Origin of the sequence: Glutamicibacter endophyticus, assembly GCF_048457885.1 — a bacterium.
GTDB classification, from domain to species: domain Bacteria; phylum Actinomycetota; class Actinomycetes; order Actinomycetales; family Micrococcaceae; genus Glutamicibacter; species Glutamicibacter endophyticus.
In genome coordinates this window covers 138,212-160,994 of sequence record NZ_CP174200.1, presented here as the reverse complement: position 1 = coordinate 160,994, position 22,783 = coordinate 138,212, and the positions used below count along the sequence as shown (strand labels likewise).

Below are 22,783 nucleotides of genomic sequence, written 5' to 3'. Positions count from 1 at the left end.
GTGTCCGGGCACCATGAGAAGATCTACGCCCCGAGCAGATGCTCCAAGGCCGGGCGTAGCGTCGTGAAGCGGAAGCGGTGACCGGCCTCGAGTAATTTGCCGGGTACCGCATGGATGCTGGCCAGCGCCAGCTGGTCCGCGCCCTCGTCGCCGAGCACGAGTTTCGGGGCGAAGGCCGGCACCGGCACAATGGCCGGACGATGCAGCACATGGGCGAGCACCTGGGCATATTCACGTTGACGCACCGGGTGCGGGGCGGAGGCGTTCACCGGCCCTGCAAGCGACTCGTCCCATAGCGCACGGTGGTAGATATCGAGCAGGTCGTCTAGGGCGATCCACGGCTGCCAGGCCCTGCCGTCTGCGATCGGGCCACCGGCCCCGAGGCTGAAGATCGGGCGCAGCACCTTCAGCACTCCACCCTGTGGCGTTTGCACGAGCCCGGTACGAATCTGCACCCGGCGCATCGCCGAACTCTCACCGGTACGTGCTGCGGCTTCCCAGTCGCGCACCACCTGAGCGAGGAATCCCTCGGCGTTTTGCGGAGCCTGCTCATCGCAAGGCTCATCGCCCTGCGGGTAGGCGGCAATGCCCGAGGCGCTGATGAACACCCCGACCCCGTTGGCCTCCGCGCAGCTGGCCAAGCGCCGCGTGGGTTCGATCCGGCTTTGCGCAATGGCCTTTCGATGCGCGTCGGTGAATCGTCCGAAGATATTGGCTCCGGCTAAATGAATGACCGCGTCGCATCCCTCGAGCAGCTCCGCGGCGGGATTATCCGGGTTCCATTGGCGTTCGTCATCGTGCCGCGGCGCCCGTCGCACCAGTTCGATGACTCGGTGTCCTCCGGTGCGCAGAAAGGCGGTCAGTGCGCTACCGATCATCCCGCTAGCCCCGGAGATCGCCACCACGCGGGGCGTGAATCCCTGCTCGGCGGCCCGACGGTGGGCCAACAGATCGTCGGTCAGTACCCGGTGCCGGTAGTGCAGCATGGGTTCGACGAACCGACGTGGCAGATTGGTGGTGATGCGGTCCTCGAGCTGGCAACTGTTCTGGTCGATCGGGCTAAAAAGGTGCTCGTGACGCCAGTTCACCGCCTTGAGCGGAGCGGCCCGCAGCCCCTCGGGGGTCAGTTCGTCGACGAAACCGCGCCCCGGACGAAAATCTTCGGGGCGGTGCTTCGCCTGCCAGCTCAGGCCCGGCCCGAGGCGCAATTCGGCTCGGCCGGAGGCCAGTGACTGGCTTTCATGCACCGCGCTCACCGGCTGCCAGGGCGGAAGCAGGCGTGTCATGGCACCGGGGCGGGCATGCCAAGCGAAGGCTTCATCGACCGAAACCGGGAGTGAAGAGGCGTAACTGATCTGCATGGGGCCAGACTACGCCCGGATCGAAGAACGTGTGGCGCATGAAACGGCCGCGGTTCCTGTGCACACGGTGGGAGTATCCCCTTCGCGGAGGACGCTCGGCCGAGAATTCACAATCCGCCACTAGGGACAATGCATGGTGTAATCGCGGTTACAATTGCCTTGTCGCCACTCTGGCGACGCTTAAATCTCAGGCGTAAAACCGCCATATTTGGCGCGCGCAAAAACTTCTCGAGGCGTAGGAAATGGAGTGTCAGTGGAGCATGTTGGGCTCGTATTTGTTGGCGTAATCCTCTTCGTCAATGGACTGTCTTCGCTCGGCGTGATCAGCGCGAAGTCAACAGTGCCCTTGAACTTCTTTGTCGGCATCCTGCAGATGGTGCTGCCCACGATCGTGATGCTGCAATCCTCGGGTGACCCGCAGGCGGTCGCCGGAGCATGGCCAAGTTACCTCTTCGGCATGACATACCTCTGGGTTGGCTATAACGCGGCGAGCGGCGGCGACGAGGCCGGCTTCGGCTGGTACAGCCTCTTCGTGGCAGCCATCGCCCTCTACGAGGTAGCTGCGGTGTTCCCGAGCGATCCGGTGCTGTCGGTGATCTGGCTGTCGTGGGCGTTGGCCTGGTTTCTGTTTTTCTTGCAACTTTCGTTGTACCGCACCACTTTCGGCGCGGTGGACTTGCGACGCTTTACCGGCTGGTACCTGGCGCTGATCGCCTTTCCGAGCAGCACCATTCCGGCGCTGCTGCTGATGAACGGGCTCTGGACACCTTCCGCGCGCACCGCCCTGGCCAGCATCGCCACGCTTGTGGCCGTCGTGGTCGCAAGCGTCCTGCTGTCCCGGGAACATCACCCACGCTTGGGCACGCAGCCCCCGTTGCTCAAGCGCCCGCTCGAGCCCGGCGTCTAATTCCGGGCTGCGGGGTCGCGTTCCCAGTCGGCCACCGGGCCGGCCACCTCATCGAAAATCGGATGTAGCGGAAAACTGGTCAACGCCGCCAGATGGGCGGCGCGTTGCGGGTCGCGCACCTGAAGCTTTCGGAGCAAATGCGCGGCCTCGAATTCCAGTTGCCCGGTACTTACCTGCAAGCGACGCGGCGTCTGGGGTTCGACGTGGATCTTGCTGCGATCGAAGCGATAGCCGCGGGCCGTGGCCTCCTCCCAGAGGCCACCCAGATACCCACCGAGCGTGCCCAGCGGATCGGCATCGGCTCGGAATCGCACTAATTGCGGGTGCGCCGTGTATCCGCTGCTCTTACCTTCGAGCACCTGTTGGGCCAGTAGCGTCTCGCGCCAGCAGGCGACCAGACCTTTGGCGTCGAGCAGGGACGGATGAAGTGACCATAAGCGCATAGGCGCAGTTTACGTCGCGGTCACTGGGATTCCGGAAACTCGATGAGTTCACTGCGAATCATGAACCGCTTGCCCTCCGGGGCTTCAAGGGAGAATCCCGACCCGCGACCATTGACCACGTCCACGGTGAGTTTGGTGTGCTTCCAGTACTCGAACTGCTCGAGCGACATCCAGAAATCGATATCGCCCAAGGGCTCCCCCTGGTCGTCATCCAGCGTCAAAACGCCAAGCAGAATATCCGACTGCCCGGTGCGAAACTCGCCAGCGGGATAGCACATGGGCGAGGAACCATCACAGCAGCCACCGGATTGGTGAAACATCAACGGACCGTGAATGGACCAGATGGTGCGTAGTAGCTCTAGGCAGGCATCGGTGAAGGCTATGCGAGAAAAGTTCTCCCCCGCGATGCTCGGGCGCGATTCGGTTATGCCTTCCATGACGGTGCTCCTCACTGCTCGTCGGTCATTGTGCTGCGGGTGTGCCGACAGATCCGGCACACCCGCAGCGGGTCACGCGGCTTAGAAGAAGCCGAGCTTATCTTCGGAATATGACACCAGCAGGTTCTTGGTCTGCTGATAGTGCGAGAGCATCATCAGGTGGTTTTCACGCCCGAAGCCCGATGACTTGTAGCCACCAAAGGCGGAGTGTGCCGGGTAGGCGTGATACTGGTTGACCCAGACGCGACCTGCCTGAATGTCCCGGCCTGCACGGTAGGCCGTATTGCCGTTACGTGACCACACGCCGGCACCCAGGCCATAGAGCGTGTCGTTGGCGATCGACAGCGCATCGGCATAGTCGCTGAACTTCGCCACGGACACCACGGGGCCGAAAATCTCCTCTTGGAAGATGCGCATCTTGTTGTGCCCGGCAAAGATGGTCGGCTGTACGTAGTACCCGCCCTCCAAGTCGCCGCCGAGTTCCGCGCGGCCACCACCGGTGAGCAGCTGGGCTCCTTCCTGTTTGCCGATGTCGAGATAGGACAGGATCTTCTCCAGCTGGTCGTTGGAGGCTTGTGCCCCCATCATGGTCTCGGTATCCAGCGGATTACCCTGCTTGATGCTTTGGGTCCGGGCGACCACCTTTTCGAGGAACTGGTCATAGATGGACTCTTGGATAAGCGCCCTCGAAGGGCAGGTGCAGACTTCGCCCTGGTTCAGCGCAAAGAGGGCGAATCCTTCCTGAGCCTTGTCATAGAAGGCATCATCGGCGGCCGCAATGTCCTCGAAGAAGATGTTCGGGCTCTTGCCGCCCAGCTCCAAGGTGACCGGGATCAGATTCTCCGAAGCGTACTGCATAATCAGACGTCCGGTCGTGGTTTCACCCGTAAAAGCGACCTTGCGGATACGCTTGCTCGTCGCCAGTGGCTTGCCGGCCTCGGCGCCGAAGCCGTTGACCACGTTCACCACACCGGCCGGCAGCAGGTCACCGACCAACTCCATGAGCACCATGATGCTCGCCGGGGTTTGCTCGGCGGGCTTGATCACCACCGCATTGCCGGCGGCCAGCGCAGGGGCCAGCTTCCACGTCGCCATAAGGAGCGGGAAGTTCCAGGGGATGATCTGCCCCACGACGCCCAGCGGTTCATGAAAATGGTAGCTGGTCGTATTGTCGTCTAGTTGAGAAATCCCACCTTCCTGCGCGCGGATCGCCGCAGCGAAGTACCGGAAGTGGTCGACGGCCAATGGCAGGTCCGCATTCAGGGTTTCGCGGACCGCCTTGCCGTTATCCCATGATTCGGCCACGGCGAGCATTTCCAGATTTTCTTCGATGCGGTCGGCAATCTTGTTCAGAATGACCGCACGCTCCGCCGGACTGGTCTTACCCCAGTCCGGAGCGGCGGCATGAGCGGCGTCGAGGGCCAGCTCAATATCTCCGGCGGTACCGCGGGCGACTTCGCAGAAGGCCTTGCCCGTTACCGGGGTGACATTCTCAAAGTACATCCCCTTCACCGGAGCCACCCATTGGCCGCCGATGTAGTTTTCGTAGCGTGACTTAAAATGGATCAGCGCACCATCGGTATTCGGATTCGCATACACACTCATGGCTCGAAAAACTCCTTCGCTTCACTCGGGCCGCGGGCGGCTTCCTTGCCCCTCCCGCCTACAAGTGATGCTAATCACAGCCACGTTGCAACTAGGTTGCAGTGTGGTCGCTAGGAATCCTGCAGGTTTTGCACCTCGGCGACTATCAAGGAGCGCGCCGGAGAGTCGGCGGGTAATTCTCGCAACGCGGCGAGGAGCACATGGGCATCGGCACTCCTGCGCCCAAAGTCCAGCAGTTGGTGAGCTCCGCCGCGATCGAGCACCAGCTCGCGAGCGGCCGCCTGAAGTCGGTGGCGCAGTGAGTGAATCCCCGGTGCCTGCGAGCGCGCCAACAGATCGGCGGGGTATACCTCGAGCATTTGCTGTACGTCGCCCGCCTCGAGCGCTTCCATCAGCCGATGCACACTCGTGCGCAGCGGCCACTGCACCCGATAGGGCCGCGAACCCAGCGTCCGTTCGTCGCGGCCGGCCAGCACTTTACGAAGCCGGACCATTTCGGAACGGACGGTTCCGGCCGCCGCCGCATCAGGCACCTCAAAAAGCGCCTCAACGAGCTCCTGGTTGCTCATTCCACGCTCGCTGGTGGCCAGCAGCGTCAAGATTTCGGCATGTCGCAAGGAGATCTGTTCGCCATTGAGTAAGGCACCGGTTGGCGCGCAGAGGTCTAGGTAATCGCCTTCGGACTCTCGGCAATGATCCTCGGGGAGCAATAGTTGCCCCTCGGCGGCGGCCACGGCCGCGGTGAGCAGCGGCAGCGAGTGCACGGCTACGGCATCCTCACCGCCGGTCAGATCGACCGCCCCAATGATTTGCCCGCTGCGCGGGTTGCGAATGGGCACGGCCGAGCAGCTGAAGGAATGCACATGCTCATACATATGCTCGGCCCCCGCAACCTGAACGCCGGTTCCGGTCGCCAGCGCAATCCCGGGGGCAGAGGTGCCAATCGACGGCTCGGCCCAGTCGGCACCGGGCGCGAAGCCCACGGATTCGGCCCGGCGCGCCACACCCCGCGCCCCGTCGACCCAGAGCAAGGTGCCGCGCGCATCGGCCAGCGCCACCACGAGATTCGCTTCGGCCGCGGCCGGGACCAGCAGCCGCTCAAAGACCGGCCACAAGCGTTGCAGGGCACTTCGCTCACGGGCTACCGCCAAGTCGGCGTCGGAAAGCATGCTCGGTTCGCGGCGCAACGAAGGTTGGGAGCCCAGAGCGCGCGTCCACGATTCGCGCACCACCTGCCGCAGCGGCAAATCTTCCAAGGGCGCACCGCTGGTGGCCAACAGCTCGTGGGCGCGAATTGCCTGGCGAGCCGCGGTCGGTAGATCCAAGGTTTTCACGCCCATGGTGAGCACTTCTCCTGAGGCTTGCCGGCTGGCGACACGGTGCCTACAGACTAGGGCAGAAGTCGGCGGTTGAGAAGACCTCCCCTGGCCGCGCGCTGATGCTTGCGGCCCACGGGCACGCGGAAATCGCGATTATTTATCCCCTACCTCTTGTGTCGCATTGTGGCGAGGGGTAATCTACAACCAAATGGTTGTAGATCAGTTGAGCGAAGCACAGTTAGACAAGGTCTTCCGCGCCTTGGCCGACGCCACACGACGAGATATCGTGCGGCGGACCTTGAACGCCGAGGCCTCGGTCTCCGAACTGGCGCGGGCCTACGATATGTCTTTCGCGGCGGTGCAGAAGCACGTCGCCGCGTTGGAGTCGGCGGGCCTCGTCACCAAATTCGCCCGTGGGCGCGAACGCCTAGTGCGTGCCCAGCCGGAAATGCTCCGGTACATCACCGGCCTGCTTGGCGCCTACGAAACCCTCTGGCGCGCACGCCTCGAGCGGCTCGATGCACTACTGCAAGAGCCCGACACTCCCTGAGGAGAAACCCCATGCCTGTCACCGCGGTCACCAAAGACCCAGAAACCCTGACCCTAAGCATTACCGCCGATTTCTCAGTGCCGGTCGCCCGGCTCTGGGACGCATACCTCGATGCGCGACAGATCGAAAAGTTCTGGGGCCCTCCGGGCTACCCGGCGACCTTCCTGCGGCACGACGGCGTCGTGGGCGGTGTGAGCCGTTACTACATGACCGGACCGGACGGCGAAGAATTCCACGGACGTTGGGATTGGACCGAGGTCGCCGAACACAAGTTCTTCGAAGTGCGCGATTCCTTCGCCGACAGCACGGGCACCACCAATGACGAGCTACCGAGCACCCGAGTGGTCTTCGGCTTCGACCCCACGGACGCTGGTTCGCGCGTTACGGTCACCAACCACTTCGACTCCGTCCAAGACCTCGAGCAGCTCGTCGCCATGGGCATGGAAGAGGGCATCAACCAGGCCATGGGGCAGATCGAATCCGTGCTGGCCGACCTGCGTTCGTTCTCCCGCGGCGAAGGTACCACCGTCCAGCTCATCGGCCAGACACAGGCCCGCGTCTCGCGGGTGGTCCGTGGCTCCCGCGAAGCCGTTTGGGCAGCTTTCCAGGATCCCGAGTTGATGAAGCAATGGAATCTCGGACCCGACGGCTGGCGCATGCCGGTCTGTGAGGTCGCCACCGAGGTCGGGCAAGACTACCGCTACGAATGGGAGCAGGAAGACGGTAGCGAACGCTTCGGCTTCACCGGCACGTTGCTCGAGCGCAACGCTCCGGTGTACGAGGTAACCACCGAGAAGATGATCGGCACCGAGGGACCCGAGGTACGCAACGAGCTGACCCTGACCCCACTGCAAGAAGGCACCTTGATCAGCTACCTCGGCAACTACCCGAGTACCGAAGTGCGCGATGAGATCCTCGCCACCGGCATGGCCGACGGCATGGAAATCGGCTATCAGCGGCTCGAGAAGCTGTTGCAGCAGTCCTGAGAGCAAAAGCACGCAGTGCACGGGTGCGGAATTATGGAACACTTGGAATCATGACTTCCCACAACGTGCGCGCGGGCCTGGATAAGCAGGCCACTCAGGTTCAGCAGATGTTCGACAACCTAGCTCCTCGCTACGACCTGTTGAACACGTTGATGACCGGCGGCATCGTGAACTACTGGCGCAAAATCACCACCGAGGCCATCGCTCCGCAATCCGGCGAGCGCATCCTCGACCTGGCGGCGGGCACCGGCACCTCGTCGGTGCCGCTGGCCGCCGCCGGCGCAGAGGTAACCGCGTGCGATATGTCCGAGGGCATGCTGGCCGAGGGGCGCAAGCGCTACCCGCAGCTCGACTTCGTCTACGGCGACGCCATGAATCTGCCCTTTGAGGATGAGACCTTCGATGCGGTCACCATCTCCTACGGGCTGCGCAATATTTCCGACACCACCGGCGCGTTGGCGGAAATGCTGCGCGTGACCAAACCCGGCGGACGCATTGTGGTGTGCGAGTTTTCCACCCCCACCGTCACCCCGATCAAGGTGGCGTACCAGCAGTTCCTGCCGCGAGTCATCCCGGCGCTGGGCTACCTCGTCTCGCCGAACCCGGCAGCCTATGTCTATCTGGCCGAGTCCATTTCGGCGTGGCCGGATCAGCAGACTCTCGGGGCGAAGTTCTTGGCCGCGGGTTGGAAGGATGTGGAGTTCCGCAACCTCACCGGCGGCATCGTGGCCGTGCACCGGGCGATCAAGAAGTAACGCCAACCGGCCTAGGGTTCGAGGTGCGCCGCCGCATCAACGATGGCGTGGCGCACCTCGGCCGCGCTGGCCGCCGAACGTTCATGTGAAATCAGGGTGATCATCCGGTGAAAACGCGGGTCGGCGAAAGGCCGTAGCACCACGCCCTGCGGCGGATGCGCAGCACCCAGCCGCGAGACCACCCCAATGGACAGGCCCGCGGCCACCACACTCAAGAGCACCGAGAAATCGTCGGTATGGATCACCGATTCGATGGCGTCGGTATCGGCCAAGTGCTCACGGATGAGCCGATCGATCGGGTCGTTATCTGTCACCCCGAACACCCACCGCTCACGGTGAAGCTGGCGGAGCGTATGGGTTTGAATCTGCACCTCGTGCGCGGCGGGATGATCCTCCGGCAGGGCGAGCAGTAACGGATCGCGCAGCAAGGTGCGCGAACGTACCGATTCCCCAAGCACCGGCGGGTAATCCTGCAAGGTGTAGATCACCGCGGCATCGAGGCTACGTTGCTGCACCGCCTCAATTAAGTCGGGGTTCTCCCCCAACCGGGTATCTAGCCCTAGGCCGCGCTCGGCCAGGCGCGCACTGATCGTCGGCAGGAAGGCCGAGACCACCGAGGCCACAATCCCCAGTCGCACCCGGGGACGTTGCCCACGAACCTGCGCGCGCACTTCCTCAACCAACTGCTCGGAGAGGTTGAGAATCTCCGCGCCCTGGCGCGCTACCAACCGCCCGGTGTCGGTCAGCGTGGTTCCCTGACTCGTCCGACCGGTCAGCGGGGCACCCATCAGTCGATCCAGATTCTGCAGATGGTGGTTCACCGCCGGTTGGCTCCAGCCCAGTCGCCGCGCCGCCCCGGTAATCGATCCGGTTTCTGCCACCGCCAATAGGGCTTGTAGTTGCCGTAGATCCAGCATGCTCCCACCTCAAAAACTTGTAAGCCCTTGCCTCAGGTTCTATACAGCGTATGGTACCCGGCAGAACTTTGCCGGGTACCCTTCGCGGCGCCAGCGCGGCACACTGATCTCAGCACCCGATGTCTCCTCAAGAGAAAGCCAAAGCCGATGAACCATACCGCCGACCGCACCACCGACCGACCGCACGCCGAGGGCACTCGTCTCGAGGAACTGTGGGAGATCCTTCCGGAAAATTCGGCGGTCAACGACCACGGCGTACTGAGTATCGGCGGGGTTGCGGTGACCGACTTAGCCGAACGCTACGGTACCCCGCTCTACGTGTATGACGAGGCCGGGTTGCGTAGCCAGATCCGCCGCTACGTCGACGGGCTGCGCGAACGCTGGCCCAACTCGGAGGTTCTCTTCGCCTCGAAGTCCTTCCCCGCCGTGGGCATGTATCGCCTAGCCCAAGAGGAAGGGGTTTCGGTCGACGTGGCCGGCGGCGGTGAACTGCGCATGGCGCTTGCCGCGGGCGTCGACCCGGCCAAGCTCCACTTTCACGGCAACGCCAAATCGGAGGCCGAGCTGCGTATGGCGCTCGAGGCCGGCATCGATACCATCATCGTGGATAACGAGGACGAGCTCGATCGCCTCGAACGGCTCCTGGACCGGCCGCAGAAGCTCTTGCTGCGCGTCATCCCGGGAGTAGAAGCCAAAACTCACGCCTCACAGGCCACCGGCGGGAACAACTCCAAATTCGGCCTGCCGATGGATCAGGCGGCGCACGCCATTGAACGCATGCAAAAGCACCCACTGATGGACTTCCGCGGAGTGCACCTGCATATCGGTTCGCAGATTCTTGATGCCAGCCAGTTTGCCGATGCGGTAGCCAAGATCTCCACCGTGGGAACCTTCGATACCTATGACATCGGCGGCGGGCTAGGGGTCAAGTACACCTATGACGATCAGGCCCCGAGCATCGAGGAGTACCTAGACGCCGTGGTCCAGGCCGCCCGCGAACATCTACCGGCCGACGCACGGCTACTGATCGAACCCGGCCGCTCGCTGGTAGCTCGCGCCGGCGTAACCCTCTACGAGGTGACCAGCGTGAAGCATACCGGGCGCAACTTCGTCGCGGTCAACGGCGGGCTGGCCGATCAGATGGACGCGGCGCTGACCAACCAGCGTTTCGAGGTGCTCCTGGGCAACCGCCCCACCGAATCGTGGACCGGCACCGCGCAACTGGTCGGGCGCCAGTGCGAATCCGGCGACCTGCTTGTCGATCAGGCCCCGCTGCCCGAGGCACGGGTCGGTGACCTCGCCGTACTGGCCACCACCGGCGCCTACGGCTACACGCTGGCGAATAACTACAACGGCGCCCTGAAGCCGGCCATCGTCTTCGTCGCCGACGGGCAGGCCCGCGTGGTGGCCCGCCGTGAAACCTACGAGGATCTGCTCGCGTTGCACGCCCCGGCGCTGTAGCCCACCGGTGCACGGCACCGCGCACGAGGCAACCCGGGATATGGTGGGAGCCCAGTAGTACTCACGCGACAAGGAGCATCCGCCCATGTCCTACACCCAGCGTTCGGTGAAACTAGCAACCGACGGCTTGGTCATCGACGATCGTGCCACCTTGCATTTCGCCGACATCCGACGGTCCTTCATCTACCAGCTAGCCGCCGGCGACACCGAGCTGACCTACGCCGAGTTCATTTTGGACAACGGACACAGCGTCGAAATCAACAGCGCCATGGACGGGTGGGAGCAGGTCCTGCCCGAGCTTCCGCGCCGACTCCCCGGGCTCGTCGACGAGCGCTAAGCACGGCGCAAGCCATTGACCGGCCCACCGCGGAGGCCTAGGCTCAAGCCTATGAGCCGAGTCATAGTCATCCACCATGTTCAAGGCCTTACCCCCGGCATCCGCCAAATGGCAGAGCAAATCGCCGCGTGGAGTCATGAAGTGCACTGTTTAGATCTTTTCGATGGAGCGTTGCCCGCGAGCCTCGAGGAGGGCATTGAGCTGGCCGAGGGCCTCGGCCAGGGCCCCTTGAGCGCCCGCGCGGCGGAAGAAATTGCGGCGCTCGGTGGCGCCGATACCTTGATCGGCACCTCGTTCGGTGCCGCGATTGCCCAGCAGTTGGCGCAGCAGGACTCCGGCGTTTCCCGCCTGATCTGTTTGGAAGCGTTTATCGACCCGGAGGGGCCGTGGAGTTTCGGCCCCTGGCCAGAATCGTTGCGCGCGCAGATCCACGGAATGGAACAGGACCCCTTCTTCGCCGAGGAAGGGGATCTCGAAGCGGCGCAGAACTTTATCGCCAGCCCCGCCGGGGCCGGAAGCGAACTATTCACCTACCCCGGTTCGAGCCATCTATTCACCGACCCATCGCTGCCGGGGCACGATCCGGCGAGCTACGAGCGGGTACTCGAACGCATCCGCACATTCCTCGAGAGCTAATACGTGGCGGCCGCTAGGCCGCACCCCGGAAAGGAGTCTGGACAACGCCAATGGCACTGAACTGGTTGGAGGTCTTCGCGGGCCTGAAGAATCCCGGCATGCGCGCAACCCTTGGCTTGGTGCTCAGCGACCAGCGCGAACAACTTGAACAGAATTCTGCCACCGCCAAGAATCTGTCCCGCTGGCAGTCGATCGGCCTACTCACCGAACGTGAGGGAACGCTCGTGGTGGACGACGACGCACTGAGCCAGGCACTGGCGGCACACCGCAAACCGGCCGAGGATCGCGCCGGCATTCAGCGCTTCTTCGACGGACCGCGGCTACATACCTTGCCGGCCAAGCCCGAGGATCGCCGAGCCGTTATGGAAGCCGTGCGGCATGCGGTGCTCAGCCCCGGCGAGCGCGTCAGCGAGGCACAGCTCGGCGACCGACTGCGCGTCATCCACGACGATGTCGCGCTGATCCGCCGCTACCTCATCGACCACGGGCTACTCGTGCGGTCCATCGACGGCGCCGAATACTCGCTGCCGCCCGGAGCCGAGCAGTAGCGCGTTAGAGTTCGGTAAAGCACGGGGCCTGACGACGCTGCGTGCGCTTGGCTTGCGCGTTCAATTCGTGGCACCACGGCGGGTACAGCCGGAACCCGCGCTTGCCCGCCTGCGCATGGGAGCGCACAATGCCGAGCTCAACTTGCTGTTGCGCGGTGAAGTGAAAGACCCCGGAGTGTGGCCCCTCATTCACGAACACCAGCAGGTCCTCGAGTTCCGGGCCATCGTGAAATGGACGCGTTTGCCCGTCGGCGCCGCGCTGCCAGACCGCGACGAACGCCCCCGGCTTGGTGGCGGTCACCCGACCGATCCGGACCCGCCAGCGCTGTTGCCCGACGCGCAGCAGCGCCGCTCCATAATCGCTGCCCTGCTCCTCGAGCTCGAGGGTCTCGATGCTCTCGGCCGGTAGTCCACGCTGTGCTAGGTAACGACGTAATCCCGCATACTGCATAACTCCACACTAGTCGGCGGACGAAGACCGGATGAGGCATGCTCTGGCAGACTAAAGCCATGCGCATTGAACTCACCCGATTCCGGGTTAAAGCCGGGGCCCAAGCCCGGGTCGATGAATGGATGACCTTCCTCAATGATCACCTCGCGGCCGTGCGCGAAACCCTCGAGCCCGAGCAGATGTATGTGGAAACGATCTTCTCCGAAACCAGTAACGGCGTGGACTACCTCTATTGGTACAGCGTGCAAGGCACCGGTGGCTCGCCCGTCGAGCAATCCAGCCACTGGCTCGACGCCCGGCATCTAGAATTTTGGCGCGACTGCATCGATGACAACTACCCGCCAGAGGACCTCACCGAACGCGTCACGATGATGCCCGAGCGCGTTGCAGACGCCATGGTTCCCCTCGATTCGGTACCGCATAGCCCGAAGTCATAAACTGATTTTATGAAAATTGAACGTTTGTTTCGCTTTCCAATCAAGGGTCTGCCGGCTGAGGAAATCAGCTCGGCCGTGGCCACCGTCAACGGTGGATTGACCGGCGACCGGACGGTAGCGTTCAGCAACGGCACGCAGCCAGTGCAGGACGAAACCTGGCAACGATGCACCACGTTCACCATTCTGAAAAACGACACCAGCCTGCAACGGTGGCAGGTTTCCTCCCAGCCGCCGCTGATTACCCTCACCGCCCCCGCCGCGGTCGGTGGTGGTCAGCTAACCTTCGATGCAACCAACGCCGACGAACGCGCCGCGGCCACCGGCTTCCTGGCCGAACGCCTTCCGGCCCAAGGTACCCATCCGCGTGCGCTGATCTCCGGAAGCACCGGCATTTTCGATTCGCAGAAATCCGGCATCTCCTTCATCAACCCGAAGTCCGTGGCCGCCCTGTCACGGGCCGCCGGGGTTGAGCTGGATCCGCTGCGTTACCGCGGCAATGTTCTGCTCGCCGACCTGCCGGCCTTCGCGGAATTCGACCTGATCGGCAAGGTGCTACGCATCGGTGAGACGACGGTGGCCATCACCCAATCCATCGAACGCTGCCGGGCCACCTCGGTCAATCCGGTGTCCACCGAGGTCGACGTTAACGGCCCTCGACTGCTGACCGCGCACTGCGGGCATCTGCACTGCGGCGTCTACGGCACCGTGCTGGAAGGCGGCCGCATCCAGGCCGACGACCAAATCACCATCGCCGCGCAGGACGATCGCGCCATCGCACTGGTCAAGGCCAAACGCACCCCGCGCCCGCTGCGCATCCACCAGATCCGCCCCATCGATCAGGGCTGCATCGAACTGACCCTGCGCGACGAACTCGGCTGGATCCGCGCATTCGACGAGCCCGGCACGCACCTGCGGCTGCACCTTGCCGATCCGCAGTGGCGCAACTACACCATCACCTCCGTGAACGACGACCTCATCACGCTGGCCATCCGCGTCCAAGGCGAGGTCTCGGGCCAGCTGGCCAAGCTACGCGCGGGCCATACGGTACTGGCCTCCGGGCCACACGGTCAACTGAGCGCGCACAAGGTACTGCAAGGCACCACCGCCCTGATCAGCGCCGGCGTCGGCATCACGCCGAGTCTGGCCCTACTGCGCGGCGCGGCGCAGGCAACAACGCTGAACGCCCTGCGCATCCTCCACGTGCAGCGCGGCACCTCCGGGGTGCTCTCCACCCGACTGGACGAACTGGCGCGCAAGGCGAAGGTGCCCACCGACTTCAACTACTTCGACTCAACCGTCGCCCGGCCCAGCGGCCCCGAGATCGAACGAATCGTCGCCGGATGCGACAGCGTGATGGTCTGTGGACCTGCGGACTTCACCGATATGGTGCTGCAGGCATGCGAGGCGGCCGGCGTAGCAGCCCAGCGTATCCACCGCGAAATCTTCGCCTCACCGGTGCAGGATATGAGTGCGGTGATCCAGCGCTTCGAGCCGGCCACGGTCACCTGCCACCCGGAGGGAACGAACTTCACCTGGCGCCCGGAGGCCGGGGTTCTGCTCGACGCCCTCGAGGAGCAGGGGCTGACCCCCGACAGCTCCTGCCGCGGAGGCTCCTGTGGCGAGTGCGCGTTGCGACTGCTCAAGGGCAGCGTCGCCTACCCGATCGAGCCCAGTGCACAGGTGGCCGACGACGAGATCCTGGCATGTATGGCGGTTCCCGCCGAAGACCTCGAGCTTCAGCTCTAACGGGAGGGATATCATGCTCATTCCGGGTCTCGAATCGTTACTGGGTTTTCTAGGAACCTTTGGCGTTTGGCTTCAGTTCGTCCTGCTGGTCATCGCCTTGGTCATGGTGTTCAACCTGCGCCGCCAACCATTGGGCATCAAATTGGCGTTGGTTCTTTTGGTTCTTGGCGTTCCGTTACTTGGCTCGATCGCGAGCATCCTCGTATGCCGAATCTCGCTTCGCGGACGTTCGATCGCCGAGCTCTAGGCAGCGCGGAAGGTTACGCGTCGTTCAATCCGTGGCCACCGGCTGGTGACCGTGCAGACATATGCGCTTCCTAGGGTTAGGGTGCCCATTCACCCGGATCCGAGGAGTTCCATCATGCGCACCCGACTGACCGCGGCATTCACCGCCGCATTGTTGGCCGCCACCCTGGCCACACCCGCCGTTGCCGCCCCGGCGGAACAACGTAATCACAGCAACGAACGCAACGGCTCCTTCGACCTGCAGGCCCACCGCGGCGGTCTGGCCGAATGGACCGAGGAATCGCTACCGGCCTTTGCCAACGCACTGCGCGTCGGGGTGACCACCCTGGAGCTGGACACCCTGCTCACTCAGGACGGCAAGATCATCGTTTGGCATGACGACCGCATCCAGCCTGAGAAGTGCACCGACACCGAACCCGCCGAGCCAGGAGATCCCGAGTTCCCCTACGTCGGCGACCGCGTCGCGGACCTGACCCTTGCTCAGATCAAGACTCTCGACTGCGGTTTCCAGCCGCTGCCGGGCTACCCCGAGCAGAACGTTGCGGAAGGTAACCGCATTGCAGAGTTGCGCGACGTCTTTGCCCTGGTCCGCGGGGCCAACGCCAAGAAGGTCGGCTTTAATATCGAAACCAAGGTGGAAAAGGGCATGGCCGGCGGCCCAGCCAGTCGGGGCCTGACCGTCGCGGTGCTCGATGAAATTCAGCGTTCGGGCATGGCCGGGCGCACCGTGTTGCAGTCTTTTGACTGGTCTACCCTGAACCTCGCTCGCGAGTTGGCCGCCGATGGCAAGGCCCCACAGCTGGACCTCGTGGCACTCAGCTCGGGGGCAAAGCATCTACAAGTTGGCCAGCCTGGTGCGGCGCCGGAGCTCGGTGGAATCGACATTGACGACTACGACGGGTCGATCGCCAAGGCCGCCAAGGCCCAGGGCTACGCCGTGGTCTCCACGGCTCATGCGATGGTGACCGAGTCGCTGATTTCCGAGTCGCACGAACTCGGGCTGAAGGTCATCCCCTGGACCGTTAATGAACGCGCCGATATGGAGCGCCTGATGGATATGGGTGTCGACGGAATCATCACCAACTATCCCACCCGCTTGCGCGAGCTGATGGAGGAACGCGGACTGAAGCTGCCGAAGCAGTATCACGCCGAGGCGTAAAAAGACCGCACTCCTACCGGGCCTCTCACTCGTAATTACGAGTGAGAGGCCAATTCGTTACCTACTTTTTATTCCAAAGTGTTCTCAAATCATCATCTACGAACTACGCTGAAAACTCAGAAGACACTCGCATGCAGACCGTATCAACGAGCAATACGAGCTATGCCAGAGGAGACATCGATGGATTCGGCGAACAAGAAACTACTGACGATCGGCCTCGTTATCGCGCTAGGCGGTCTGCTCGTCGGCTATGCGCTTCCGCTGGTTACTTACGCGTTCTTCGAAAACACCCAGCCAATCACTCCGTATCTGGGAACTCCGATTTCCTTCATTACGACCATCGTCCACGGCCTTGCCGTACCCTTCGGATCCATGCTTGCCGCATACAGCGTCGGCCATCATTACCTAGGAACTCGACAGCGGCAAGATAGCCTCCAGCACGACAGTTAGATCTCAGTTTCTCCGGGAGGACCCCCGTTGCGATCACGGCCCGCATTGCTCATCCAATCGAGCAGACAAGGCTCCTGCTAAACATTTCGAAAAGCAAAGCGCCTGGCGCTATTCATGCGTACGGTCTGCGAGTTTCGGGTCACCAGACGCATAAACCTGGCGAATTGGCCACCCGCCTAGTGACACCGCCAAGCCCTCCAGCAAGGTGAGTTCACTGCCCGACCGACTGGCCCACAAATCAGTTGCAGAGAAGAACTATGGTCAAACTATGGTCGAGGACCAGAGTAGGGCACAAAAAGAAACCCGACGCTCACCTGTTTTACCAAGTGAGCGCCGGGTTTTTCTGTGCGCCCTGCGGGGATCGAACCCGCGACCAGCGGATTAAAAGTCCGATGCTCTACCATCTGAGCTAAAGGCGCACGGCATAAAGCCAGATCCCAGCATACCGGATAGGCGGCGGCTCGAGCGAATCCCAGAGCCGGAGCCCGTGACGTATCCTCGAAGATATGAAAGGTGCACGCGCAGGATCGAAAGTAGCCCACGATTCGGGCTTCCGCCACCATAAACCCAAACCCTTCATGCCGATCGATTTCGACCCCTACGAGGGCGGAGCCGACCCGGCGCGCATCTCCGAGGCCGCCCATCTCTCCGCGCAGGCTTTTGTGCACCGCGGCCTAGAAAACGAAGATCCCGACGTCACCGCACGGCTTATTGCGGTGGCTGAAACCGAGGGCCTGGAGATGCTGGCCGAGCTGTGGTCCGAGGCTCCGGCGCGGTCGTTGCCTGGAGCGCTTTGGCGCCTCTACGCTGTGCGCACCGCGACCTTGAACAATCCCGAGGCAATGGCTGCGCGTTTTGTGGCCGGAGCCCAGCGTGCGCAAGTCGAGCGGCTGGTGGCGGGTGTGGCCGAACCGCCTACCGCCGGCGAGTTGCGCAAGATGACCGATTCGATTCTTTCCGGGGCATTCACGGGTGACTTCGCTCACGCCCTGGAGCGCACCGCCGCCTATTGTCGCGTGGTGGCACTGGGAATGACCGAGCATGCCGACGCCGCAGATCTTTCCAGCAATGAACACGGAACCCAGCTGACCCACCGCGCCAAATCACTCATGAACACAGCCGAAGATCTGGAGGCTAGCGCGCGGCTATGGCGCCGCAACGCCTTGGACTGAGTAACACCGCCGGGCAGTAGGCTGAGCTACGGCACGGTTGAGGATGGGAGTGACGTGGGAACAGGCGAGGCAAAGAAATCCGACGGCAGTGGCCGGTGGTTACTGATCATTATCGGCACCGGATTACTGGCACAAACCGCCTTGAACCTCATCCGCCCGGTAACCACCTATAAGTTGCTATCCCTGGGCGCCGATTCATTAGTGGTTGGGTTGGTGACCGCGGCCTACGCGCTACTTCCGCTGTTCTGCGCCATGTGGTTGGGCCGCGCCAGCGCTCGGGTGAAAAACATTCGCCTCTTGATGTTGTTGGGCACCGTATTGTTGTCCGTCGCAGCCGCAGGCATCGCCCTCTCCCCTTCGCTATGGGCGGTGGCCGCCTGTAGCGCTCTGTTGGGCATGGGCCACCTGATTTTCACCATTGGCGGGCAGTCCTCCATCGCCCGGTTCTTCCCCGATGACCAGCTCGATAAGTGTTTTGGCTGGTTCACCGCTTCTTACTCGGCCGGCCAGTTCCTCGGACCGTTGATCGCCGGCGGAATTTTGGGGACGGCCACGGAAGTGCCGCAAGCCCAGCGTGTGGCCGACATCGGACTGGCGCTGTGGCTGGCGGCCGCCTGCGCCCTACTGGCGGTTCCGCTGTTGGCCCCGAACTTTCAGCCACCCCCGCTGGGTAATGCCTTGACCCCCTCCGACCGCAAGCAGGCCGGGCTGTTGGGGATACTGCGGATCCGGTCAATGCCCTCGCACATGCTGGCCTCGATGACCCTGCTCGCGGCCATCGACATTCTCACCGCGTTTCTGCCGCTGGTGGCGGAACGACATCTGGTTGCGCCGGCCACGGTAGGCCTGTTGCTGGCGGTACGCGGTGTGGCCTCGGTGCTCTCGCGGTTGATCCTGCCGTGGATTTCCGGGCGCCTCAAACGACAAACCATGTTGCTCATCAGCCTATTTGGTGCCGCCGCCACGCTCGGGCTTGCGCCGGTATTGATCGAACATGCACTTGCCGCGTCACTGGCGCTGTTCGTCGGCGGGTTCTGCCTGGGTCTGGGGCAACCGGTAACCATGACCATGGTCTCCACCTCGGTCCCGTCCCAGGATCGCGGGGCCGCGCTGGCCGTGCGACTCATGGGCAATCGGCTGGGTCAGGTGGTATTGCCGCTGGCGGCCGGCGCAACAACCGTCGGGGCCGGCCCTGCCGGCGCCATCTGGTTCTGTTGTGGGCTACTCGCCCTCTCGGGTGTCGAGAAGGCTATACGGCGCACGTGAGATGAACCACCGAAGTGCACCGGGCGGTTGACAGCGTGGTGCCGTTGGCAGAAAACTAGGAGGCGGTGTCGGGCCGCTGGTAACCCCGGGCTCCAACATTTTGCCGCTTCGAGCGGCCTTCCGCCGAGAGGCGTTCCCGGTCCGGCACCCTCGAACTTCGTTAACCTTCACGACGTAAGATATTGATCAGCTCTTTATTCACTCGTTCCGAATGGTGCATCACTCGTCGTGAAATTTCAGCTCTTCCCGTCCGTTACACGCGGCATCGACCTGCTGCGTGAGTTAGCTACGCTTATCCGCCACTCGGTGAACCCCGTGGCGGAGATGATTGGCAACCCACAAGACGGCGAGCAGCAACTGCATTTGCTGGCCGAAGCCGAAACCAGCGCCACCGATACGCACTACGCGCTACTCACGCACCTGCGCACCAGCTATGTTTCGCCCTTGCCGCGCGAGGATATGTACACGTTCTCGCGCCTGTTGCACGCCACCATGGAACATCTGCGCGGTACCGGTGAACTGATCCGTGAGGTTGGCTCCACGCCGCTGTCCGAGCGCGCCGCCGAACAGTTAGGCCTGCTCAGCCAGCTGGCGGATCTAGCCGCCGACTCGCTGCAGCGCCTGAATAAGCTCGACGATCTGGAAGATAATTGGCTGCAGATGGTGCAGCTTTCCAAGCGTGCCACCCGCACTCATCTGGTCTGGAGCCAGGAAGTGGGGAAGTTCTCCAAGGCCTCAACCATGCACCGGCATCAAAACGTGGCCGATCAGCTGCTCCGCGCCATCGGCTCGCTCCGCGAATTTGCCGACCACCTCGGACGCGTGCTGGTGAAGGAATCCTAAATGGAGGCAATGACCGTCTTCACGGCCATCGGCATCATCCTCGCCATGGGGTACGGCGTACTCAACGGTTTTCGTGACGCTTCCACCGCGGTCGCCGCGGCCGTGCGCACCCGTGCCATGACCCCGGGAATGGCGGTCTCGGTAGCCGCCATCTTCGCGTTCGTTGGCACCCTGGCCTCCACTTCGCTGGGATCGTTCCTCGTACAACGCCTCGAAATCCCCTTGCACGACGGGGTGCCCGGGCTGGCACTGCTGATCTCCGCACTACTCACCGCCGGCGGTTGGGGTTTGTATTGCTGGTGGCGTGGCATCCCCGCCTCCTCGACGCACGCGCTGATCTCCGGACTGGTGGGCGCGAGCGTGGCCACCACGCTGACCAGCGGTGAGCCGGCCAGCGCCTCGCTGCTTTTTCTGGCGCTGGGCGTGCTTTTGCCGCTGTTGCTCACGCCGTTGCTAGCCTTTGGCCTGTCTTATCTGCTGGTCATTCCCGCCACCTGGCTGGTGCGCCACGATACGGCTAAAGACGTATCCGTACGCTCACAAATTGGCCAGGCAATCTCCTCCTGCGCTGTGGCTCTGGGGTTGGGCCTGCAAGATGGCCAACGCACCGGGGCGATGATCGCCGTCGTGCTGATCACCGGGCATGTGATCGAGCCGGGCCCCATAAGCTGGACGATCCAACTGACGGCTGCATCCTGCCTGGCCCTCGGTGTGCTTTTTGGCGGCTGGCGGATCACCCACACCTTGGGGCACCGGCTGGTGAAGATCGACCCGCTGCGCGGCATGGTGGCCCAGTCCGTGGCCTCGTTGATGCTGTATGTCGGGGCGCTGGCACTGCACCTTCCGCTGTCCACCACACAGTCGGTCACCAGCGCGATCGTGGGAGCCGGCGCCAATCAGCGTTTCGAGTCGGTTCGCTGGCGTTCGGTGCTGCGGGTATTGCGCATCTGGCTCGCCACCCCCGTGGTCTGTGCCGTGGTCGCGGCCATTATGGGGCTGGCGGTCTACCCACTGACTCAGCTGTAATTCGAGCTATTCGTCGGCAACGAACAGGTCCTCGATGCGGCATTCGAAGACCGCCGCCAGCCGAAACGCGAGGGGCAGCGAGGGGTCGTATCGCCCTTTTTCAATGGAGATCACCGTCTGCCGCGAGACTCCGAGCAAGTCGGCTAGGGCCTGTTGGGATAGTCCGCGGCCACACCGATACTCGGGCACAGAATTCTCCACTAGCCCTCGGCCCGCTTCAACCATAGGTACCGCACGGCAAAGCTCAGCATGGTTAAGAGTAGAACTGCCCCCAGCACCAAGGAAACCGGCGCCTCTACATTCAGAACCGCGAAGATTGCCGTAGCCAATCCGGCGGCCACCAGTAGGTCGTGAAAGGCACCCTGGGCGGCGCTGTCATACCAGCGCGACTCGATGGACTGCTCGGGATCTCTAGGTGCCGAGCGCAGCGTGCTTCGGTCCACCGCTAACGCCCAGCACGCGGCAGTTAAGACCGGGAATAGCCCGGCCGAGAATACACTCCACGCCAGAATCCGAGCCTGCGGGTACGCCACAAACGCGAAGAGAGCACCAGCGCCCACGGCCAACCCAAGACCTACCACCGCGCTTCCAATAATCAACGCTGCGGATCCGCCCCCGAACCGCGACCGGCCCCATGTTGATCTCTGCGTCAGTTGCGTCATGACAACCCCTCCCATCGTGTTTGTAAAACTCACTTTACAGACAAGCTTGCTTTACATCAATGATGCTCGCCGGGTGGATTCGTCTTTAGCTCGTTCGCCACAGGGGCGGCTGGCGCCGAAAGATGCGCCAAACAGTGCTCCACGTCAATAGCTGCCGCGGCCACTGAAAATGTGGGTATATCTAGGCTTCGGCGAGCAGATGCTCTTTGAGCACCTTGACGCGGGTGTGGATATCGTCGCGCACCAACTCCATGCGGGCGCGCCCCTCGATGCCACGCAGGCTGGGCTCGTCGGTGACCCAGGTTTCAACACGCACCCCAGGGATTTCGGGCACCTCGGCCTCGGTTCCCAGCACAATTACCAGACCCGCGGCTTGCATCGCCCCCTCGGTCAGCGCCTTGGGATGTTCGGCCCCGACGTCGACCCCCAGATCCTTCAGAACCTCGACGGCTAAAGCGTTGAGCTTGCTCCCCGGGTGGGTGCCGGCCGAGGTCACGGTGATATCCGCACCGGCCTCGTGGCGCATCAAGGCGGCGGCCAGCTGGGACTTGCCGCCATTCTTTACGCAGACGAAGAGCACGGCTGGTTTGCGGCGCGGGCTTGGCACGGTCATGGGCGTTCCTTTGCGGTGAGTGAGGCGGCGAGCGAATCCAAAGCTCCGGGTACCAGCGAGAAGTAGGCCCAGACCCCGCGCTTCTCGCGGTGCAGAAGCCCGGCCTCGACCAGAATTTTCAGGTGGTGCGAGACGGTCGGTTGCCGCAATCCCAGCGGCTCGGAGAGATCACAGACGCAGGTTTCGGCGGTGTCGCTGGAAGAGACAATCGAGAGGATACGCAGTCGATGCGGGTCCGCGAGCGCCTTAAAGCGCGCGGCGAGAACCTCGGCCTCTTCGGCCGGCAACGCGTCCTCGCCTTGGGCCGGTACGCAGCATGGCGCCTGCTCGGCGTCAATCTTTCCCGCGCAGATACGCTCCTCGCTCAGCTGCGCTGCCTCGATACTCATCGCCCATCCTCGCTTCCTTCACACCCACGGTTAGGCATTGACAATCTTCGATATAAGCAAG

28 protein-coding genes and 1 tRNA gene are annotated in these 22,783 nt (G+C 63.0%); 17 read left to right on the top strand and 12 right to left on the bottom strand.

Annotated elements, in window-relative coordinates; translation table 11 throughout:
• Positions 1–23: 23 nt before the first annotated feature.
• Positions 24–1,361 carry a TIGR01777 family oxidoreductase gene (locus ACJD00_RS00805; RefSeq protein WP_418908070.1) on the bottom strand — a complete coding sequence of 446 codons (1,338 nt, stop codon included), beginning with the start codon at positions 1,359–1,361 and terminating at the stop codon, positions 24–26.
• A gap of 253 nt (positions 1,362–1,614) precedes the next feature.
• On the opposite strand from ACJD00_RS00805, the gene ACJD00_RS00800 reads away from it, so the two are divergent.
• Entirely contained in the window at positions 1,615–2,268 is a 654-nt protein-coding gene (locus ACJD00_RS00800) for an AmiS/UreI family transporter (protein WP_418908069.1), read from the top strand.
• On the opposite strand, the gene ACJD00_RS00795 is transcribed toward ACJD00_RS00800, so the two are convergent.
• The 4 genes from ACJD00_RS00795 to ACJD00_RS00780 form a co-directional block, all read right to left on the bottom strand.
• Positions 2,265–2,711, bottom strand: coding sequence for a pyrimidine dimer DNA glycosylase/endonuclease V (locus tag ACJD00_RS00795; protein ID WP_418908068.1), 447 nt, complete (start codon positions 2,709–2,711; stop codon positions 2,265–2,267). The two genes, ACJD00_RS00800 and ACJD00_RS00795, sit on opposite strands and share 4 nt — an antisense overlap.
• Before the next feature lie 20 nt (positions 2,712–2,731).
• The gene (locus ACJD00_RS00790; RefSeq protein ID WP_418908067.1) at positions 2,732–3,148 is read right to left on the bottom strand and encodes a DUF779 domain-containing protein; all 417 of its coding nucleotides are present in this window, start codon (positions 3,146–3,148) and stop codon (positions 2,732–2,734) included.
• 81 nt (positions 3,149–3,229) lie between these two features.
• Complete coding sequence (gene adh / locus ACJD00_RS00785) at positions 3,230–4,753, bottom strand: aldehyde dehydrogenase (RefSeq protein ID WP_418908066.1); 1,524 nt, start codon at positions 4,751–4,753, stop codon at positions 3,230–3,232.
• A 110-nt stretch (positions 4,754–4,863) separates the two neighbouring features.
• Positions 4,864–6,093, bottom strand: coding sequence for a hypothetical protein (locus ACJD00_RS00780; RefSeq protein ID WP_418908065.1), 1,230 nt, complete (start codon positions 6,091–6,093; stop codon positions 4,864–4,866).
• Positions 6,094–6,280: 187 nt separating this feature from the next.
• On the opposite strand from ACJD00_RS00780, the gene ACJD00_RS00775 reads away from it, so the two are divergent.
• From ACJD00_RS00775 to ACJD00_RS00765, 3 genes are read left to right on the top strand one after another with little or no spacing between them, the layout of a single operon-like run.
• A complete protein-coding gene (locus tag ACJD00_RS00775) occupies positions 6,281–6,622 on the top strand; it encodes an ArsR/SmtB family transcription factor (protein WP_418908064.1) in 342 nt (113 codons plus the stop codon).
• 11 nt (positions 6,623–6,633) lie between these two features.
• On the top strand, positions 6,634–7,608 hold the full coding sequence (locus tag ACJD00_RS00770; protein ID WP_418908063.1) for an SRPBCC family protein: 975 nt from the start codon (positions 6,634–6,636) through the stop codon (positions 7,606–7,608).
• Positions 7,609–7,658: 50 nt separating this feature from the next.
• Complete coding sequence (locus ACJD00_RS00765; protein WP_309410199.1) at positions 7,659–8,363, top strand: demethylmenaquinone methyltransferase; 705 nt, start codon at positions 7,659–7,661, stop codon at positions 8,361–8,363.
• An 11-nt stretch (positions 8,364–8,374) separates the two neighbouring features.
• On the opposite strand, the gene ACJD00_RS00760 is transcribed toward ACJD00_RS00765, so the two are convergent.
• Complete coding sequence (locus tag ACJD00_RS00760) at positions 8,375–9,280, bottom strand: LysR family transcriptional regulator (protein WP_418908062.1); 906 nt, start codon at positions 9,278–9,280, stop codon at positions 8,375–8,377.
• Positions 9,281–9,427: 147 nt separating this feature from the next.
• On the opposite strand from ACJD00_RS00760, the gene lysA reads away from it, so the two are divergent.
• From lysA to ACJD00_RS00740, 4 genes are all read left to right on the top strand, one after another.
• Positions 9,428–10,741 (top strand): diaminopimelate decarboxylase, encoded by a 1,314-nt coding sequence (gene lysA / locus ACJD00_RS00755; RefSeq protein ID WP_418908061.1) that lies wholly within the window; start codon positions 9,428–9,430, stop codon positions 10,739–10,741.
• Between the two features lie 85 nt (positions 10,742–10,826).
• Complete coding sequence (locus ACJD00_RS00750; RefSeq protein ID WP_418908060.1) at positions 10,827–11,078, top strand: hypothetical protein; 252 nt, start codon at positions 10,827–10,829, stop codon at positions 11,076–11,078.
• A 51-nt stretch (positions 11,079–11,129) separates the two neighbouring features.
• Positions 11,130–11,714 (top strand): dienelactone hydrolase family protein, encoded by a 585-nt coding sequence (locus ACJD00_RS00745; protein WP_418908059.1) that lies wholly within the window; start codon positions 11,130–11,132, stop codon positions 11,712–11,714.
• 50 nt (positions 11,715–11,764) lie between these two features.
• A complete protein-coding gene (locus tag ACJD00_RS00740) occupies positions 11,765–12,262 on the top strand; it encodes a DUF2087 domain-containing protein (protein ID WP_418908058.1) in 498 nt (165 codons plus the stop codon).
• A 4-nt stretch (positions 12,263–12,266) separates the two neighbouring features.
• On the opposite strand, the gene ACJD00_RS00735 is transcribed toward ACJD00_RS00740, so the two are convergent.
• Entirely contained in the window at positions 12,267–12,713 is a 447-nt protein-coding gene (locus ACJD00_RS00735; RefSeq protein WP_418908057.1) for a MepB family protein, read from the bottom strand.
• A gap of 59 nt (positions 12,714–12,772) precedes the next feature.
• Here ACJD00_RS00735 and ACJD00_RS00730 point away from each other — a divergent pair, with 59 nt between their 5' ends.
• The 5 genes from ACJD00_RS00730 to ACJD00_RS00710 all read left to right on the top strand — a co-directional run bounded on the left by ACJD00_RS00730 (position 12,773) and on the right by ACJD00_RS00710 (position 16,751).
• Positions 12,773–13,150, top strand: a complete 378-nt coding sequence (locus ACJD00_RS00730) for a DUF6176 family protein (RefSeq protein ID WP_418908056.1) — start codon at positions 12,773–12,775, stop codon at positions 13,148–13,150.
• A gap of 9 nt (positions 13,151–13,159) precedes the next feature.
• On the top strand, positions 13,160–14,896 hold the full coding sequence (locus ACJD00_RS00725) for an MOSC domain-containing protein (RefSeq protein ID WP_418908055.1): 1,737 nt from the start codon (positions 13,160–13,162) through the stop codon (positions 14,894–14,896).
• 13 nt (positions 14,897–14,909) lie between these two features.
• Positions 14,910–15,143, top strand: a complete 234-nt coding sequence (locus ACJD00_RS00720; protein ID WP_418908054.1) for a hypothetical protein — start codon at positions 14,910–14,912, stop codon at positions 15,141–15,143.
• Positions 15,144–15,257: 114 nt separating this feature from the next.
• Positions 15,258–16,301 carry a glycerophosphodiester phosphodiesterase family protein gene (locus ACJD00_RS00715; RefSeq protein ID WP_418908053.1) on the top strand — a complete coding sequence of 348 codons (1,044 nt, stop codon included), beginning with the start codon at positions 15,258–15,260 and terminating at the stop codon, positions 16,299–16,301.
• Between the two features lie 180 nt (positions 16,302–16,481).
• Positions 16,482–16,751: a hypothetical protein gene (locus ACJD00_RS00710; RefSeq protein WP_418908052.1), complete on the top strand. Its 270-nt coding sequence runs from the start codon at positions 16,482–16,484 to the stop codon at positions 16,749–16,751.
• 346 nt (positions 16,752–17,097) lie between these two features.
• Here ACJD00_RS00710 and ACJD00_RS00705 read toward each other — a convergent pair.
• Positions 17,098–17,170: transfer RNA gene (locus tag ACJD00_RS00705), tRNA-Lys, on the bottom strand.
• 87 nt (positions 17,171–17,257) lie between these two features.
• On the opposite strand from ACJD00_RS00705, the gene ACJD00_RS00700 reads away from it, so the two are divergent.
• From ACJD00_RS00700 to ACJD00_RS00685, 4 genes are all read left to right on the top strand, one after another.
• Positions 17,258–17,923 carry a hypothetical protein gene (locus ACJD00_RS00700; RefSeq protein WP_418908051.1) on the top strand — a complete coding sequence of 222 codons (666 nt, stop codon included), beginning with the start codon at positions 17,258–17,260 and terminating at the stop codon, positions 17,921–17,923.
• Between the two features lie 54 nt (positions 17,924–17,977).
• Positions 17,978–19,189, top strand: a complete 1,212-nt coding sequence (locus tag ACJD00_RS00695; protein WP_418908050.1) for an MFS transporter — start codon at positions 17,978–17,980, stop codon at positions 19,187–19,189.
• 228 nt (positions 19,190–19,417) lie between these two features.
• A complete protein-coding gene (locus tag ACJD00_RS00690) occupies positions 19,418–20,032 on the top strand; it encodes a hypothetical protein (protein WP_418908049.1) in 615 nt (204 codons plus the stop codon).
• On the top strand, positions 20,033–21,058 hold the full coding sequence (locus ACJD00_RS00685; RefSeq protein ID WP_418908048.1) for an inorganic phosphate transporter: 1,026 nt from the start codon (positions 20,033–20,035) through the stop codon (positions 21,056–21,058).
• Between the two features lie 6 nt (positions 21,059–21,064).
• On the opposite strand, the gene ACJD00_RS00680 is transcribed toward ACJD00_RS00685, so the two are convergent.
• The 4 genes from ACJD00_RS00680 to ACJD00_RS00665 all read right to left on the bottom strand — a co-directional run bounded on the left by ACJD00_RS00680 (position 21,065) and on the right by ACJD00_RS00665 (position 22,722).
• Positions 21,065–21,283 carry a helix-turn-helix transcriptional regulator gene (locus ACJD00_RS00680; RefSeq protein WP_418908047.1) on the bottom strand — a complete coding sequence of 73 codons (219 nt, stop codon included), beginning with the start codon at positions 21,281–21,283 and terminating at the stop codon, positions 21,065–21,067.
• Entirely contained in the window at positions 21,259–21,618 is a 360-nt protein-coding gene (locus ACJD00_RS00675; protein ID WP_418908046.1) for a hypothetical protein, read from the bottom strand. Before ACJD00_RS00675 ends, ACJD00_RS00680 begins: the two co-directional genes overlap by 25 nt.
• A gap of 283 nt (positions 21,619–21,901) precedes the next feature.
• On the bottom strand, positions 21,902–22,333 hold the full coding sequence (locus tag ACJD00_RS00670) for a low molecular weight phosphatase family protein (RefSeq protein ID WP_418908045.1): 432 nt from the start codon (positions 22,331–22,333) through the stop codon (positions 21,902–21,904).
• Positions 22,330–22,722, bottom strand: a complete 393-nt coding sequence (locus ACJD00_RS00665) for an ArsR/SmtB family transcription factor (protein WP_418908044.1) — start codon at positions 22,720–22,722, stop codon at positions 22,330–22,332. Before ACJD00_RS00665 ends, ACJD00_RS00670 begins: the two co-directional genes overlap by 4 nt.
• Between the last annotated feature and the right edge of the window lie 61 nt (positions 22,723–22,783).